The sequence below is a fragment of the Clostridioides sp. ES-S-0048-02 genome, assembly GCF_020658495.1.
Taxonomy (GTDB): domain Bacteria; phylum Bacillota; class Clostridia; order Peptostreptococcales; family Peptostreptococcaceae; genus Clostridioides.
In genome coordinates this window covers 84871-102398 of the sequence record NZ_JACVWH010000011.1, presented here as the reverse complement: position 1 = coordinate 102398, position 17528 = coordinate 84871, and the positions used below count along the sequence as shown (strand labels likewise).

At 28.4% G+C, this 17528-nt stretch carries 21 protein-coding genes; 1 reads left to right on the top strand and 20 read right to left on the bottom strand.

What is annotated here, in order from left to right; translation table 11 throughout:
- Positions 1–30 precede the first annotated feature (30 nt).
- The 19 genes from IC173_RS14480 to IC173_RS14390 all read right to left on the bottom strand — a co-directional run bounded on the left by IC173_RS14480 (position 31) and on the right by IC173_RS14390 (position 16102).
- Positions 31–459 carry a DUF1934 domain-containing protein gene (locus IC173_RS14480; protein WP_413926791.1) on the bottom strand — a complete coding sequence of 143 codons (429 nt, stop codon included), beginning with the start codon at positions 457–459 and terminating at the stop codon, positions 31–33.
- A 17-nt stretch (positions 460–476) separates the two neighbouring features.
- Positions 477–1283, bottom strand: a complete 807-nt coding sequence (murI, locus tag IC173_RS14475) for a glutamate racemase (protein WP_227437535.1) — start codon at positions 1281–1283, stop codon at positions 477–479.
- A gap of 201 nt (positions 1284–1484) precedes the next feature.
- Positions 1485–1991, bottom strand: a complete 507-nt coding sequence (locus IC173_RS14470; RefSeq protein WP_227437537.1) for a cell wall hydrolase — start codon at positions 1989–1991, stop codon at positions 1485–1487.
- A 31-nt stretch (positions 1992–2022) separates the two neighbouring features.
- Positions 2023–2682, bottom strand: coding sequence for a stage II sporulation protein R (gene spoIIR, locus IC173_RS14465; protein WP_227855755.1), 660 nt, complete (start codon positions 2680–2682; stop codon positions 2023–2025).
- Between the two features lie 136 nt (positions 2683–2818).
- Positions 2819–3499: a GntR family transcriptional regulator gene (locus IC173_RS14460; RefSeq protein WP_227437541.1), complete on the bottom strand. Its 681-nt coding sequence runs from the start codon at positions 3497–3499 to the stop codon at positions 2819–2821.
- Entirely contained in the window at positions 3483–4373 is an 891-nt protein-coding gene (ispE, locus tag IC173_RS14455; RefSeq protein ID WP_227437544.1) for a 4-(cytidine 5'-diphospho)-2-C-methyl-D-erythritol kinase, read from the bottom strand. Before ispE ends, IC173_RS14460 begins: the two co-directional genes overlap by 17 nt.
- Positions 4374–4490: 117 nt before the next feature.
- A complete protein-coding gene (locus IC173_RS14450) occupies positions 4491–6041 on the bottom strand; it encodes a DUF3794 and LysM peptidoglycan-binding domain-containing protein (RefSeq protein WP_227437546.1) in 1551 nt (516 codons plus the stop codon).
- A 92-nt stretch (positions 6042–6133) separates the two neighbouring features.
- Complete coding sequence (locus IC173_RS14445) at positions 6134–6400, bottom strand: Veg family protein (protein ID WP_009892135.1); 267 nt, start codon at positions 6398–6400, stop codon at positions 6134–6136.
- A 147-nt stretch (positions 6401–6547) separates the two neighbouring features.
- Positions 6548–7408: a sporulation peptidase YabG gene (gene yabG, locus IC173_RS14440; RefSeq protein WP_227855754.1), complete on the bottom strand. Its 861-nt coding sequence runs from the start codon at positions 7406–7408 to the stop codon at positions 6548–6550.
- Between the two features lie 83 nt (positions 7409–7491).
- Entirely contained in the window at positions 7492–8430 is a 939-nt protein-coding gene (locus IC173_RS14435; protein WP_227483273.1) for a dipeptidase, read from the bottom strand.
- A gap of 109 nt (positions 8431–8539) precedes the next feature.
- Positions 8540–8701 (bottom strand): hypothetical protein, encoded by a 162-nt coding sequence (locus IC173_RS14430; RefSeq protein ID WP_227437552.1) that lies wholly within the window; start codon positions 8699–8701, stop codon positions 8540–8542.
- 9 nt (positions 8702–8710) lie between these two features.
- On the bottom strand, positions 8711–9208 hold the full coding sequence (locus IC173_RS14425; protein WP_227437554.1) for an SEC-C metal-binding domain-containing protein: 498 nt from the start codon (positions 9206–9208) through the stop codon (positions 8711–8713).
- Between the two features lie 117 nt (positions 9209–9325).
- Complete coding sequence (locus tag IC173_RS14420; protein ID WP_227437556.1) at positions 9326–10036, bottom strand: UPF0489 family protein; 711 nt, start codon at positions 10034–10036, stop codon at positions 9326–9328.
- Between the two features lie 159 nt (positions 10037–10195).
- A complete protein-coding gene (locus IC173_RS14415) occupies positions 10196–10726 on the bottom strand; it encodes a hypothetical protein (protein ID WP_227437558.1) in 531 nt (176 codons plus the stop codon).
- Positions 10727–10730: 4 nt separating this feature from the next.
- Positions 10731–10973: a hypothetical protein gene (locus IC173_RS14410; RefSeq protein ID WP_227437560.1), complete on the bottom strand. Its 243-nt coding sequence runs from the start codon at positions 10971–10973 to the stop codon at positions 10731–10733.
- 16 nt (positions 10974–10989) lie between these two features.
- Entirely contained in the window at positions 10990–12384 is a 1395-nt protein-coding gene (locus IC173_RS14405; RefSeq protein ID WP_227437563.1) for a sodium:solute symporter family protein, read from the bottom strand.
- A gap of 213 nt (positions 12385–12597) precedes the next feature.
- Positions 12598–13851 carry an MFS transporter gene (locus IC173_RS14400; RefSeq protein WP_227437565.1) on the bottom strand — a complete coding sequence of 418 codons (1254 nt, stop codon included), beginning with the start codon at positions 13849–13851 and terminating at the stop codon, positions 12598–12600.
- Between the two features lie 48 nt (positions 13852–13899).
- The gene (locus IC173_RS14395) at positions 13900–15054 is read right to left on the bottom strand and encodes a trans-sulfuration enzyme family protein (RefSeq protein ID WP_227437567.1); all 1155 of its coding nucleotides are present in this window, start codon (positions 15052–15054) and stop codon (positions 13900–13902) included.
- A gap of 478 nt (positions 15055–15532) precedes the next feature.
- Positions 15533–16102 (bottom strand): recombinase family protein, encoded by a 570-nt coding sequence (locus IC173_RS14390; protein WP_227483333.1) that lies wholly within the window; start codon positions 16100–16102, stop codon positions 15533–15535.
- Between the two features lie 201 nt (positions 16103–16303).
- On the opposite strand from IC173_RS14390, the gene IC173_RS14385 reads away from it, so the two are divergent.
- Positions 16304–16531 (top strand): single-stranded DNA-binding protein, encoded by a 228-nt coding sequence (locus IC173_RS14385; protein ID WP_227437569.1) that lies wholly within the window; start codon positions 16304–16306, stop codon positions 16529–16531.
- Positions 16532–16756: 225 nt separating this feature from the next.
- Here the strand turns inward: IC173_RS14385 and IC173_RS14380 are convergent, their stop codons facing one another.
- Complete coding sequence (locus tag IC173_RS14380; RefSeq protein WP_227855753.1) at positions 16757–17500, bottom strand: RsiV family protein; 744 nt, start codon at positions 17498–17500, stop codon at positions 16757–16759.
- Between the last annotated feature and the right edge of the window lie 28 nt (positions 17501–17528).

The window sequence follows — 17528 nt, the reverse complement described above, 5'->3', positions numbered from 1 at the left end:
TATAAAATTTCTGGAAAATAGCTATAGTTATTATTTAATATCTATGTATATATCTATTTTGTTTCTACCTAAAAATAAATCTTGTATCTTTATATTATAGTCTATTTTCAATTTTATGTGTTCCCCTTCTTGTATATTTATATCCAATTCTCTTGTGTCAATATCAATTAATAAGGTACCTTGTGGGGTTACATATTTTGTAGTACTGCTTTCTCCACATTTAAACATCATAGTTGAATTAATAGAACCAAACTTTTTAATACTAACTTCATTTTTAAGTATTTTTATAGTATTAGTTATTTCTATATTTTCTTCTTTTTCCTTGTAAATAACATATATTCCATCATTTTTATAAAAAATTTTACCAAAAGTAGTCATCTCTATGGTGTCCATATTACCTTTTTCATCATATTGTCTAGTATTTATGCTTATTTTTACACTCAACGATTTTTCCTCCATAGACTTCTTCATATAAACTAATATTTTTGTATCTCCACTTTTTGAATTTTATCAATTTTTTTCTTTAAAAATTCTTTCGCTATATCTGAAAATTTTTCATGTATGTCTGATACATAATATTGATAAATTCCATGAGCTTCTTTGCTATTTATAATGTTTCGTTCTTCTAAAATCTTTTTTAAATCTTTAGCTGTCTCTTTAGCTGGATTAACCAATTTTATGTGTTCTCCAACCTCTTCACCTATTGTTCTCTTTAAAATAGGATAATGAGTACATCCTAATACCAAAGAGTCTATATTCTTATCTTTTAATTCTTGTAGATATATCTTTGCTGTTAATTTAGCTACTTCTGTATTAGCCCATCCTTCTTCAACAATTGGTACAAATAAAGGACATGCTTTATTAACAATTTCTATATTTTTATCTATTTTAGATATTTCTAAATTATATGCCTTTGAACTTATAGTTCCTTCTGTTCCAATTATACCTACAGTCTTGTTTTTAGTGGAACTTACAGCTGTCCTAGCACCAGCTTCTATAACTCCTATTATTGGTATATCATATTTTTCTTGAGCCTCTTTTAAACTTCTCGCAGTAGCAGTATTACAAGCTATAACTATAGCTTTTACATCCTTAGTTTTTAGAAAATTTATAGCTTGAAAAGTATATTTAATTATAGTCTCCTTAGATCTTGAACCATATGGTATTCTAGCAGTATCTCCAAAATATATTATATCCTCATTTGGTAATATCTTCATTATTTCTTTCAAAACCGTCAATCCGCCTAATCCCGAATCAAAAACTCCTATTGGTCTATTGCTCATTTTTATACAACACCTACTTTACATTTTTGTGTTTAACAACATCTTATTTATCGCTAAAATTTATTTTTATATTCACAGTTAATATATTATTACCTAAATGATTATTATAGTTTATTTTAAACAAAAAATAAAGGAGCTATCTCAAATTAGAAAATAATTTCTAGAAAAAGACAACTCCTCTCAGTACTCAAAAATTTAAATTTATTTTGCAAACACATGATTCCCTATTCTCAGATATGGATTTAGTCTATTTATCCATTTGCAAGTGGCTATTTCTGGGTTCCAGAAATATACTGCTTTATTTGTTGGGTCAGTTCCATAAAGAGCTTCTTTAGCTGCTTTACATGCTGAATCTGTTGGTGTCTTTTTTATTGAACCATCAAGCACAACTGAGAAAGCATTCTTCTGATATATAACTTCCTCTATTGAATCTGGAAATCTAGGGTCCAATACTCTGTTTATTACTACAGCTGCTACAGCAACCTGTCCCTCATAGCTTTCTCCTCTAGCTTCACCTGCAACCAATTTAGACAGTAACATTAAATCATTATCAGATAAATTTATTACTTCCTTTTTTGCTACATTTTTTTCTTGTTTGTTTACTTTCTTAGCTGTCTCTGTTGGCTCATCTGCATATACCTCTTTAATAGGCATAAATATATAGGTTAAAGCTAGTAATATAGCTATCAGTTTACTCCACCTGTCCATGATTAAAACCACTCCTTATAATTTTATTTTTTTAAAATTTTTCTTCTAAATCCTTTACTACTTCAATTACTTTAAACTTGATTTTTACTCTGCTTGTTTTCTTTGGTGTGTCTTGTTTTATTAGCTTATATTCCTTGTCAGTTAAAACTTCTTTTAACTTATCATCTGTAGATTTGTCTATAACTCCATTAGACTCATCAACAAAACATAATGGAGGAAACATAACACACCACCAGTTTTTTCCTTCACCTTTTCCAATTATAATTTTTAATGCTTTATATTCACCTGCTGGAAGAACTATATTAGAATATTGTTTTGTAGGAAAGTTACTATATTGTATACCTACCTTTACACTGTAATTATATCCATTTTTAAGAATAATATTTTTACTTATTTCTTCCAGAGTACTATATTCTTTTTTTATAATAGCTTCACTTTCCTCTATACTTTTTGAGTTTTGTAGTTTTGGTTGTAAATATTTTACTACTTCATCCCTAACTTTTAATTTAAGTTCTTGATCTTCATCTGTATTACTATTTGCTATAACATGAAATCTTATTAATTTATCTTTATAGTCTTTTGATATATTATCAATTTTTTTTACTTCACCATTTATTACTATCGTCATTATTGATATGACTGATATAAGACTTAATATTAATATTCCCAACCTAACTTTAATTTTTCTCATTGAAAAATCCCCCTCAAGATAAATTTATATCATCAATTATGTCCATTTAAATTTAATTTATTCATAATATTTTTCAATATCAATAAAAAAACTACTTTGAAATGTTTATAAACATTTCAAAGTAGTTTTTTTAATTTTATAAGTCTTTATTCATCATAGCCTTATCTATCATAAATTGCTCTGCTTTTTCTATATGCTCTGTAGCATATTTCTTAGACAACTCACTATCACCTTTTATTATGGCATCAAGTAAAAATCTATGTTCTTCAACAATATTAAGCGATGAGTCGTAATCAGACATATAAGTAACTCTAAACCTATACACTTGTTCCCATAAGGAGTTTATCAATTGGATTAACTTTTTATTGTTTGTTGCTTTAAATATACATTCATGAAATTCTACATCTTGTTTCAATAGTGCATCTAAATCTGATTCCAAAATGCTTTTTTTTAACGCTTCTGATATATCCTTAAGTTTTTTTATATCATCATCACCAATTCTTTCAGCAGCAAGAGACGCTGCTAGACCTTCTAAGCTTGCTCTTACCTCTAATACATCTAGAAGATCCTTTAATGACATATTTGCTACATATGCACCTTTTCTAGGCAACATAACAACTAAACCTTCTAATTCAAGCTTTCTTATTGCCTCTCTTACTGGAGTTCTACTTACTCCTAATTGTTCTGCTAGTTGTACTTCCATCAGCCTTTGACCAGGCTTTAATTTCCCTTCTAAGATTGCCTCTCTTAAATTTTCGAAGACTACATCTCTTAATGGCTTGTAATTATCCAAGTTCAGTTTAGTTAAATTCTCCACAAATTTCAACCCCTTTTTGACTGCTGTTAACAACATATACCTGTTTATATTTTTTTAATAATTCTTTTTTTCCAATTAGAGCATCTTCTTTACTTTCAAATAATCCAAAAACTGTAGGACCACTTCCACTCATCATAGAACCTAAAGCATTATTTTTCATCATAACTTGCTTTATATTATTTATCTCTTCATATTTACTTATAGTAACATTTTCAAGAACATTTACCATATTTTCTGATACCGCTTTTATGTCTTCTGAATTTAAACACTCCATCAAATATTTATTATTAGGTCTTTTTTTAATATTATTCAAATCTAACCCTTGATAAACTTCTTTTGTAGAAACAAATAATTCTGGTTTACATATTAAAATACTTATATCACATGGTAAACCTTTAATATCTGTTAGTTTTTCTCCAACACCTTGAGCTAAAGCAGGCCTTCCTGATATACAAAATGGAACATCTGCTCCCAAGTTAAATCCGATGTCTTTTAATTCATCTTCAGATAACTCAAGTTTCCATAATTCATTTAATCCTACTAATACTGCGGCGGCATTGGAACTTCCTCCAGCCATACCTGCTGCTACAGGAATATTTTTTTCTATGAATACTTCTACGCCTTTTTTTATATTAAATCTATTCTTAAGTATTTTGGCAGCTTTATAAACAATATTATCTTCATCTAAAGGGATATCTAAACTAGTGCTTTTTATCTCTATTTCATCTTTATCTAATCCCTTTATTTTTACTATATCGTATAAATCTATCGTTTGCATTATCATTTCAACAAAATGATAACCGTCTTGCCTTTTTCCTAAGACATCAATGGATAAATTTATTTTTGCCCTGCTCTTTAGTTTTATAAAATCCATTCTATCCTCCTTGTTTAAAGAATAATGCATCACTAACAATAATATTATACTACAAAAAATAAAATAATAGGGTATTATAATACCCTATTATACTTAATTACTTTAAATTTTTTAATATTAATCTACTAATACGACTTTTTTTTCTAAAATAAGACACTTGCCAGGCTTAATTGCTTCGTCAAGTTTTATATCATTGAGTTCTGCAATTTCATTTTCTGTTGTATTGTATTTTTTTGCAATATTCCAGAAAGTATCTCCTTCTTTACATATATATACAATTATACTTGGGGCTTTAGATAAATCATACACACCTTGATCTTCACCTTTAACAATAAAGCTTTCTGCCTTTTTATCTAATGCTTCAGTAAATCTTTTGATTTTTATAACCAAATCTATTTGGTCTCTATTCAAATCAACCTCAATTTTATCAATACATGCTGTATTAAACACTGATGCTGTATCAGTTAAGTTATCCATCTCTATATCATGCTCAAATGGAATTTCTTCACTAATTTTATAAACTAATTTTAGCCCTTCAACTGGAATAAATAAAATTTCAACTTTTATAATCCCTTGTATAATACTTTTATTTCCTTCAATGTAGCTATTTTCTATAGACATAGTTGGACAAACACTTACAATATCTTTTATTTGTATATCATCATTATCATTTCTTATTCCTTCTCTAACCATAAATGTTTCTTCACTATTTCTTAAAGTCTTATTTAATTGAATAGGTTTATGGTCAAATTTTATTATCTTTTGAGGAGAGTATGCATCTTGTAATACCTCTCTTGTTACTTCATCTGTAACTTTTACCTTGCAACAAGCCATACAATCTATTTCTAATAGACCTGTATTACTTTCACTATTTTGTTTAAAAATATGATTAAAGTCTGACATGGACAATAATACTTCCTCTGTCATACCATCACTCACTCCAGGAACTTCTACAAACTGAGTGAACTCTATACCCACTCTATCTAACTCTACAAGTTCACCCTCATATGTACAAGCCAATGGATTTATTTCTAATACTCCACCAATAATAACCTTATTATCAGTTACTCTACTTTCTTTTACTTTAACACAAGGATTTAAGCTTATTATAGATTGAATTTCTTCTGTATTTATAGTTATAGTGTCTCTTATAGAACTTTCTGCTTTTTCTATTCCCACTATATCTTGAAAACAAATTTCCTTTCTATGCTTTTGTATGCCTTCTACTTGAGCTACATCCTTTACAATATCTAATCTCTGTTTTTCAAATAAACTTCCTCTTATATTCATAAGAGCTCCTACTTTAATCTTTCTCTCATTCATTATAGTGCAGTCCATATGCTCTACCTCTGAAAATAACATGTATTCCATATCTTGCATAACATTATCTTTTTCTATTACTTCGTTTATATCTACTTTTCCATCTACATTAGAAACAGTATTTTTATCGTCTGCGATGTAAATTACGTTGTAATTAAAACTTCCTCTACAAAGTATCTTTCCATCTGCTATCTCAATTTTTTTAAGTGATATGTAACCCTCAGTCTTTACAATCTCATATACATCTAGCTTCTTGTCTGGCACTACTGCTTCCGCCTCAATAAATGTTTGAAATTTCCCAAAGTCTATTCTATTGTCAATTTTAATTACATCTTTAATTAATTCCATAGTTTACCTCCTTAAGTATTATAAAAATATCACACTATATTTATATTTAAGGAACAAAAAAAAAATTACACCTATTTTTAATAGGTATAATTTTAACTTATTTGTAATTTATCTTGATCTCTAAAAACTTGCAACTTTACATTAGATGTTAATAAATCTGAGTAACTATAAGATACCCTAGGATATCCATTACTTTCATCATCTAATTTTATAACAAACACGCTTGGATAAACTTTTTCTAGTATACCCTCTTTTGTAATAATCTGCTTTCTTCCTTTATTAGCTTTCAACAATATTTTCTTTCCTATATGTCTTTCTAAGCTTACTCTTATCTTATCTAGAGTTTGAACAGTAGCCACAATATCACCTTCTTTAACGTTTATATGTTTACATAATATCACATATAAACATTTTTGTCAAACGTTTAAACTAATTATTTTATATATTTTTTGCAAAAATGTCAATACTATTTTTGAATATATACAGTATAATTATGTTAATTTTTGTTAGTGCAATATTGTTTTTGGCATTGCCCATCTAAATTTCCCTCTTGTTTCAGAGCCACCAATACCCTTAACACCTGTGATAGTCTGCTCTATAACCTCATCAATAGGTACTACTACATCAATTCTTGAACATGCAATTTTTTCTACTACAAAAACAGGGTCTAAAGCATGTATCATTATTCTACCAGGGGAACTTGCATAATTCGCTCCTGCACTTATTATTTTTTCATAATTTGACTGACATGCTCCTGCAAATATTACAAGATTATCCAAATTTGGTTGCCATTTACGTGCTTCTCTAACTGTTTTCATAAAATTTAAAGAGTTTCTATAGTTATTCATATCTTCTATATCCCCTCTTTTTACTGTCATTGCATCATGTCCTGTAATTACTAGTATATCCGGATTATATTTTTCTAGTAATGCTCTTACTTCTTTATGCTGGTTTTGCTCTGAAACTGCTACTCCTACTGCAGGTATTCCAAGTTGAGCATATACATCCAAACAAATTTTTAAATACTCTTTATCTCCATCTATTTGTAATACTTTTCCAGGCATTCCATATGTGTTAGAATTTAATTGAAGTTTTGGAACTGCCCTTGTCATCTTTTTCTGTCTCTCTTTAGCCTTTCTTACTGACTTATATAATAAATTTTCTACATTTTTATCTATTAATATATCTTTTATATCAGGTGCTTTTACTAATTCAAGGTCATCAATATAAGCATCTGCTATTACTCTAAATGCAATTCCTTTTAGTATAGCTATTTTTTCATTATTTTCATCTACACCAAAAGAGACTATTTTAAATACAATATCTTTGTTATGTGACTTTCTAGCTACAATGTCTCCTACCTTCATAGTTAAACCTCCAATAAATTTTTATCTTAGTTTATACTATGTTCGATATAAAACTTTGTTTCCTAATGTCAAAAAAACATTTCTTATAACACTTCTTTTATTACTCTTAAAGCGTTTTTATAGTATATTTTTTCTATTTCATCTTCACTAAATCCTTCTTTTTTTAGAGGCTCGTATAATTTACCCATTTGAGATATATCCTCAATCTCAACTTTTGAATCTATTCCATCGAAATCTGAGCCTAGAGCTACAACATCAATTCCTCCAACATTTACAATATGTTTTATATGTCTAACCATATCTTCAAGCTTACTTTCGCTTTTATCGCCTAAAAATAAGTGGAAGAAGTTAATTCCTGTAACCCCACCTTTATTAGCCAACACTTTAATCATATCATCAGTTAAGTTTCTAGTATGATTCATCATTGCTCTTGAATTTGAATGTGTAGCTATTATTGGTTTAGAGGATATTTTTGCAATTTCATAAAATCCACCATCTGAAATATGAGAAACATCAACTAGCATACCTAGCTCATTCATCTTATGTACAACTTCTCTACCAAAATCTGTAAGACCTTTTTCTCTATACTCTATATTATTATGAGGAAAGCTTAACTCATTCACATGATTCCAACTTATTGTCATCATTCTAACGCCTAAATCATAAAACTTCTTTAAGTTTTCTATTCTACCTTCAAGCACTGCTCCTTCCTCTATAGATAAAAGCGCTGTAAGCTTATTCTCTGATTGATTTTTCATAATTTCTTCATAGTTAGTAGCTAGAGCTATTACATCACTATTTTTTTTCATTTCTTTATGAAATTTATCTGCCATACTCATACAGTAATCAAAAGGATGTTTTACTTCTTCAGTATCAACAAAAAGAGCAAATGTTTGAGCCAATGAATCCCCTTTTTTCAGCCTGTCTATATCAACAGAATATTTGTTAGTTTTAAGTTCACTTGTTTCTACATTCTCCATTAATTTTGCTATAGTATCACAATGCAAATCAATAAATTTCATATTTATACCCCCTGTATATTTTATATTTATATCTAAAAATAGAAATAGTTGTCCTTATAGACAACTATTGACAACTATTTTTTAATATTCTTTTTAATGTTACTTAATTTTATTCCTCTTTTAGGTTAGGTATTACTTTCTTAACTTCTTCAATTTGATGCCATGTTTTATCTATACTATTTTCACTAATATATTTTTTTAAATCAGTTAAAGATGTAAAATCTTTAACTGATAAATTGTCATCATCATCTGCAAATCTTAAAATAAACATAAGATTACCTTACTTTCCACAACATTTCTTATATTTTTTACCACTTCCACATGGGCATGAATCATTTCTTCCTATTTTTGCTTCTTTAACTACTGTTTTAGATTTTTTGTATGCTTTTATTATTTCTTTTCTTTGGTCTGCTGGTAATATTTCTTCCCAACCTTGTAAATTATATAGCCAATGAGCCTCGACAGTTACCATATTGTTATATAATTTTTCCCAATCTATTTTTATAGAAACTTCTTTATCAGCTTCTACATCTTCTAAAACTATATCTTCTTTTAAACTTTCACTTATTCCATCTATGAATCCCATGAAAAATTCATTAGTAGTTCCAAATTTCTCAGCTAATTCACTTACTTTACCTTCAACAACATCCATTTTACTATTTAATATTTCATTGTATATTCCAGCTTCAACTTTTAAATATTCTTCCCAGAATTTTACCTCTGTTTCTTGACTTTCGTGGTTATCACTTAAATTTCTCCATTCAGTATATAAACTCATACTTTTTTCCTCCTAAGTATATCTATATTTTTTTAGTTTTTTTATAGTATAAAATCTTTTAGTTAGATTGGAAGTTTCTTCTTTTTGATTATACCATATTCTATTTAAAGTTAACTCTTACATTATATCATAATTAAACAATTCTTTTAATACTTTTATAGCATACTCTTGGTTTATAAAGTAAGGACTTGTAGCAATTGTTACAACTTTAGCCTTTTTAATTAGATTTTTTATCTTTTCTAGTTTAAAATCAAATGGTATATAGTCCATATCCTCTGAAAATATATCTAAATCTATGTCAAGAACAAACTCTGGCTCTATATCTAAATCAAAGCCATATGAGCTATCTATTATTATTAATTCTGAAAATATATTATGTTTTAATGCTGGTTTTATAAAACTTCCTACATTTAAAACCTCATTTGTATACCTAAATACGTCCTCCAGATTATTTATATCTACATTGTAGTTTTTAGGCTCTCTAGTATCCTTATGTTGATCTACATGTACTAGTTTACATCCTCTTGTGAATTCATTTGCCATCATAGATTTTATCCAAAAATAAAATGCATGGTTATGATTATCAAAAACATATATTCTTTTATTTCCCAGGACATATTCGACCATATTTTCCAATCCTGTTGCTTTTATCTCTTTATTTTCATCAATTTCATTAAATACGACTTTGTTTCCTAATTTCACATCATCCAATGTTCCACTTATTAGTTTTGGAACATATATACTCTTATTTTTTCTCTCTTCATATGAAAATACATTATTTCCTACTGGCTTTTCTATATAAAATCCTGTATATTTATAGTTTATCATAAGAATTAATTTCCTCCATAATTATAACCTATACACCTTAAACTCACTTATCATAAATTAGGTTATCTAGTATAAAAGATACTTGTATATAACTAGCTATTATATCTTCTCTCAATATGTATTATACAATAAGTGTAAAATATATTTATATAAAATATCCTACATTCCTATAACAAAACCATCTGCTTCAATTGGCAAGTAACTTACTCTTGTATTTAATTCCACTTTTCCAAAGAATACTACCCAGTATGGTCTAAAGATACTTTTAATTTTAACTATCTCTATCTCTGGTATACCCCCCATAAACCTGTGACTTAATCTTATAGCCATTTTATTTGCCTTTGATTTTACTCTCCTTTCATCCTTATCACTATATTGTATGATGTCATTATCTACATTTTTTACAATTTCAGACACTGGTAGTTCTTGTACTATACTGCCAGCACCCGTAGAACCATTTACTAAAATATTTAATTCATTTGTATTACCAGTTTGTTTTTTTTTCATGAAAATAGATTTATTTTGATGAATTTTAAGTGTAACGACTTTAAACTCTATATAATGAAGTCTAACTTCATGAACTTCTTTATTTTTTAATATCAGTCTACTTAGTAATGAATTATTTCCACTTTTTGCTATATCTATAGCTTCATCTTTTGTAATTTTTATAGGCAATGCTCTTATATCCATAAAATCATTCCCTTTCCTCTTTTTTTCCTGTCATTTTAAATACTCTATATAGATAATCAAAAAATATTATAACTACTGCTATCATGACTCCATATGGGATTATCTTTCCAACTATAATATCATTTCTAGTTACTATACCATAAAATATAAATCCTGTTATTAAAAAGTATAATAGTACTAAAAAACCATCTATACCAAGCCATTTTATTTCCAAATCTTTTTTTACTTTAGATACCAATTTAGACATAATAACTACTCCTTTTTTATAGATTATTTTGTGTATTTAAATTTTTACCTATTCTATTTCCTATTGTCCATGCAATAAATGAAAGAGGGATGGCTATAACAAGAGGTTCTAATTCAAAACTTTGAACTGGAAACATTTTAAAATAACCAAAAGTTACTCCGCCTACAATCATTCCCAAAATACCACCCATAGATGTTCTTCTTCCATTACCAAGAAGACCTCCTACTATAGGTACAAATGCTGAACCCATCCAAATACTTCCTACAAATATACATGCATCATATACATTTTCAAATCTAAACGCCACACTAAGTCCCATAACTGCCGCTAAACATACACCTATTCTAGTAAATTTAACTAATTGCTTTTGAGATAATTCTTTTTTAGTAATTCTTCCATATATATCATTTGCTAAGGTAGCTCCTGCTGCTAGATAATAACTATCTAGTGTTGATATTATTGAACCTAAAATTCCGATTATAAATATAACTCTTATACCTTCTGGCAATGTATTTAAAACTAAAGTTATATACCCAGCTGCTGGAGCCATTTCTGGATAAGTGGCTCTAACTATAAGACCTGTCATAGTTAATACCATGTCAAAACATATCCATAGAGAAAAACAAGTCAATAAAGCTCTTCTCCCAACTTTTGGAGAATCTGCTGCTGAAAATCTTTGGTAAAACGTTGGGTCTGAATAAGCTCCAAATGAATATACTATTAACATCAATGCTTTCATTGCTGACATACCTTTTGTAGGATGCATTAACTGAGGTGCATCTTTAAGTGCTTCTGTAAGACCTTGAAAACCACCTATTTGGTCAAATTGACCTGGCATAACCATAGTTAGACCAAATACCATGCAGAAAAACAATACCATATCTGTAATGGCAACTCCCATAAGACCACCAAGAACTGTCAATATAACTACTACCACTACCATTATAAACCCTATTAGCTGTTTATCAATTCCCCAAGCTACATTACCTATAGTTCCCATAGCTGTTATTTCTCCAAGTTGTGCACAATATATAAACATTAAAACTGCTCCAATTATAGCAACTTGCTTTCCATAAAAACTTTCTAATAAATCAGGAACTGTTATATTAGTTCTTATATGAATTCTTGGTCCAACCCACAATGCTAAAGGCATTCTTCCAATATGTGCAGCTATTGACCATACTGCCCATGCAGATATCCCATATATAGCTGCATACTCTACACTGCCAACTGTACCAACTCCACCATACCAAGAGGCAACCAAAGTACCTACTATCAAAGACCATGGTAAACTTCGATTTCCTAGGTAATAACTTTCCATATCTTTTACATTTCTAGAAAAATAATAGCCTATCCCTAACAATAGAAATGCAAATATAATTATAATTCCATTTTCCCATAATGCTAACATATCTACTCCCCATATTCTTATTATTGTCTTAATTTTCTATTTTAATATTTAAATAGTTACTGTTATTTTTTAATTAAACTTACTTTATACCACATGTTATAAATTTATTTTATAATCATGAAATCTCTAAACTAAAACTATTATTATTTTAAACATGAACAACTCTACCCATTTTAAAAAAATAGGTAGAGTTATATAAATAATTATAAGTATTTAAGCGATTTTATTATTCAAGTTTTTATTTTCTTTTTTATTTATTTTATTTAAAGCATAAGTGGCAAATATACCTATGACTGCACACACTACAGATAGAATAAATATATACGTATATCCTGTTTGTCCATATTTATCTAACCAGTTACCTGCAACTGTATAGTAAAATGCATCTGGAGAAAATCCTATAAATGAAGCGAATCCAACTACTGCTCCTGTAGTTTCTAAAGATATATTAGACTCTGAAACAGATGCAAAGTATATACCTCTAAATCCAAATAAGATTACACTTAGTATTATCATATTTATTACAGCTATCCATATAAGTGCTGCACTCTTAGGGATTACTAAGTAAGCTGCTGTACTTATTGTCATTAATATAAATCCTACAAACATTACTCTTATAGATGAACCAACTTTATCTGTTATAACACCTGCAATGGGAGATGCTCCCATTTTTATAACATAAGTTCTAATTATTGATAAAGCTGAAACTAAAGTCATTGGCATTACATAAACTTCTGATAAGTATGGGCTTAAATAAGTTAAACTTGAAAATACTAAGTAAGTTGAAAATATTATAAGACCAATCAGCCAAGCTTTTGGCATTGTAACTACTTTTAGTAATGATTTAATGCTTAATCCTTCATCTGATGCTCCAGTATCTTTCTTTTCTTCTACTAAGAAGAATAAAAGTATACCACATATTATAGATGCTGCAGAATATAACCATACTACATATTTAAATCCAATAGTTATTTCAGCAAACTTTCCAAAGAAGTAAAGACCTATAAAAGAAATTAATGTACCTGATACCCCTGATAAACCTTCATAAAATCCAAATATTCTTCCTTGCTCTGATTCACTACCTTGCATTCTAACAACCTTAACAGAAGCTGAGAAGAATGTTAATATTGTTGTAAATCCCCATAATACAAATATTAAAAGAATCATGTTGTATGATGGAAATGTTGAGAAGTAAAACCCTAATGCTCCTGAAGCAATTAAAGAAAAAGTTATCAGTTTTCTAACTGAAAATCTATCAGCAAACCATCCACCTATAAAATAAGATACCATTCCTACTAATCCATATAAACTCAATAAGTTCCCTATTTGCGTATGACTCAATGCTAATGCTTGTTGCATTGGATCATAAAATGATGACTTCATATATGGTAAACTATACATAGCTGTTGTCCCAAATGCCAATATGAATATTACCAAAAATCTCTTAACATTACTTTTGTTTTCCATGATTTTGTCTCCTTAAGATTTTAATTTTCTAGTTTTATTTACATAACTTTATTTTAATTTTTCTATAGCTTGTTTAAAGTCATTTATTATATCATTTGCAGACTCTAGTCCTACTGCTATTCTTATTAGATTTTCTCCATTCATTTGAACTAATGTATGTTCTTCTCCTAAGCTTGTTGCTATTGTTGCAAGTTCTAAAGAGTTCATTAATTTTCTACTAGCTTGGTCTCTTGTTAATCCATTTATTCCATCTTTAAGTTTAAATGAAACTACTCCTCCACCTAAACCATTCATTTGAGTTTTACAAAGTTCATACTGAGGATGAGTTTTTAGTGCTGGATATTTTACCAGTTCTACATTTTCTTCTTGCTCTAAAAACTCTGCTACTGCCAATCCATTTTCACAGTGTTTTTTCATTCTCATGTCTAACGTTTTCATACCTCTTAAAATCATCCATGCACTCATTGGTGGTAAAGATGCTCCTGTAAAACAACATAAACTTGGCCATCTAACTAAATCTATTAATTCCTTTGAACCTGCTACTGCTCCCCCTAAAGTATCTCCATGTCCATTTATAAACTTAGTAAGACTATGTATTACTAAGTCTGCACCTAAGTCTATTGGTCTTTGTATAATTGGAGTACCAAAAGTGCTGTCAACAATAGCTAAACTCTTATTTTCGTGAGCAATTTCTGCTATTGTTTTTATATCTACTAAATCTAATGATGGATTTAATGGACTTTCTATATAAACTATCTTAGTATTTGATTTCATTGCATCTTTTACATTTTGTGGGTTTACTGCATCTACAAATGTAACTTCAACGCCAAATTTGGCTAACAACTCAGACATAAATAATTTAGTATGTGAGAATATTCCATCAGAACTAACTATATGGTCTCCACTTTTTACTAATGCTAATATAGTAGATGTTATTGCTCCCATACCTGATGTACTAGAAATAGCACTTTCTGCATTTTCAAGCATAGCTAATTTAGCCTCTAGCTCTGTAAGTGTCGGATTACACTCTCTTGTATATACATACCCCCATGTCATACATAACTCTTCAAAATGCTCTACTGTCTTTGCAGCAAATGTTGCTGTTTGACATATTGGAGTAGCTAATGCACCTGTTGTTGGATCTGCACTATGTCCCCAATGTATTATTTTTGTCTCCAAATCTTGATTAATATTATTACTCATTTTAATTCCTCCTATTTTGACCTATTTATACAACGTTTTCCCTGCCAAATTTCACCAATTCAGCTTTAATTAATACAAACTTTTTAAGTATACTTTTATATTTGTTATAATTTCTAAAAATCTGACACTTATTTTGCTTTTTTATAGTTTTAATTATAAACTCTATAGTAACTATAGAGTCAATATGTTTTTGATATTTTTTTTACAATGTTTAAAAAATTTAACATAAAAAGAGATATGTCTTAAAATAAGCTTGTTTTAAGACATATCTCTTTTTATATTAAATTTGATTCAATACATAAAGCATCAATTTTTTGTTCTCTGTATAAATTCTTTTATTGTCATTTTCTCATCAAAAGTCTATAGTAATTATACATTACTATAATTTAACATCTGTAAATAAAATTAATTAGAGGCATAAATATATTCAAATAATCCAATTTATTTATACCTCTAATTTTTTATAAGTAAAATCTCATTAAATTGATTTCTTCGCACGAATAAGTGTGCTTTTAGAGATACCAGTCATCTTCACAACCTCTCTATAAGGCTTAGAATTTAATAATCCCAATGCGTATTGTATCTGCTGATTACTATATTTCTTTGGTCTACCATCCTTAAAATCTTTTTTCTTTCTAGCAAATTCTTTTCCCAACTGAGTTCGTTCTATTATCATATTTCTTTCAAGTTCTGCAACTGCAAGTAATGTAGTTAAAAAGAATTTCCCCATTGAAGTATTTTCTAGGAGACCTATATTTAAAATATGGACACTAACTTCTTTAGCAAATAAACCCTCTATCAGTTGTATCCCATCTGATGTACTTCTAGCTAGCCTATCAAGTTTAGTCGCAACAAGTAAATCTCCCTTCTTTAAAGAAGATATAATTTTTTCAAATTTAGGTCTATTTGTGGTAGTCCCTGTATAAGTTTCTTTTATTATTTTAGCATTGTTATACTTGCTTAATATCTCTTGCTGTTGTTGATACAAACTATTGTTATCTGTCTGGTTCTTTGTACTGACACGGCAATATCCATATATAATAATAATCACTTCCTAACGTAAATATTTAATGCAGGAATTTGTAGATATCTGTATCTACTTGTCTTTATACATTTTACTAAAACGAATTTTTGGTGTCAATACTGTTAACTTTTGACACCATTATAATTCCTTTATAATTTGTTTGACTATGTCAAAAATTAACAATATAATGAAGTTAATGAAATTATACAAATTGGAGGAAATAATATGAATAGTCTGTTAAATGATGCAATAGATGAGTTAAAAAACATCCATTGCGGAGAAGTTTTTTTATTAAAAGAATTGTTCAAAGGCTATGAATGGAACAGGTTGGAGATGAACATCAGGTTAAAATTAGGAAAACTTTTTTTGTATGAAGTAGTAAGTAATCCCAATTTAAAGGTAGAAGTAATCAATAAAAATTCTGCTTATCAGCAAATGTATAAAAAAAAATAACAACTTAAATATATATAATAATATAATCTTCTTGTTGAGTCAAAAGTTAAAACTTTTAATACAAATTAATTGTACTATATAAATGTTTATCAGTAGGTCTGAGTCTATATAACTAACATATACAAATAGTACTGTTTAAATTATGTTTTTAAGATAGATAAATCTTAACCCTACTCCAGCATAAATCTTGATATACTAAAATAGGGCTCAGAATTATCTATATTTTTATACCATAAAATGCTTAGTTCTTCCTCTTGATTGAACATATATGTCTGGAGAGATACAATAGAAACGTTGATTTATAAAATTTCCAAAATCAGAAAATCTTATCTTGAATTTAGGGATTCCAAAGCTTTCAGGTGCTATCTCATCTACACCAAAATAGATAACAATCCCATCATCTGTAATATAAAATGCCTGATCTTCAGGTATAACTAACTCTACATTAGAGTAATACATTTCTCTGTTTTCATTAATTTCAGCTTTTATATAATCAGTTATTATGTTTATATAGTCAACTCCATCTCTAAAAATATCACCCAGTAAAAGTTCTTTTCCATTTGTTAAGTCTATATTGTAATTATTTAATGTATTGTACTTAGGTCCAGAACTACTAGCAAATCCCATAAGATTTAATATCATACTTAGTACATAGTTTTTACTGAAAGTAACTGCATAATTAGTAGAAACCCAGTAACTTTGTTTTGGAAGTGAATTTTGAGAAGCTGCATTATTATATTCTTGTTCTTCTTCTTGCAACCCAAGCTTAAAATTATTTACAGTCATCTTTACAGCAGCATTTATGTTGTTTAAAATAGGCGGATTTACATAGGTGGATTGATTTCTAATATTGTACAGAATAGGATATTTTACATCATATGAAAAGTATTTGCTTCTGCCAAAGTCTTCATTAAACTGCACATATAATATGTTATATGTACAAGTATTTGTAGCTTGATAATTTTCCATTAAAACTCTCCTCCTCTTATTAAAAAAA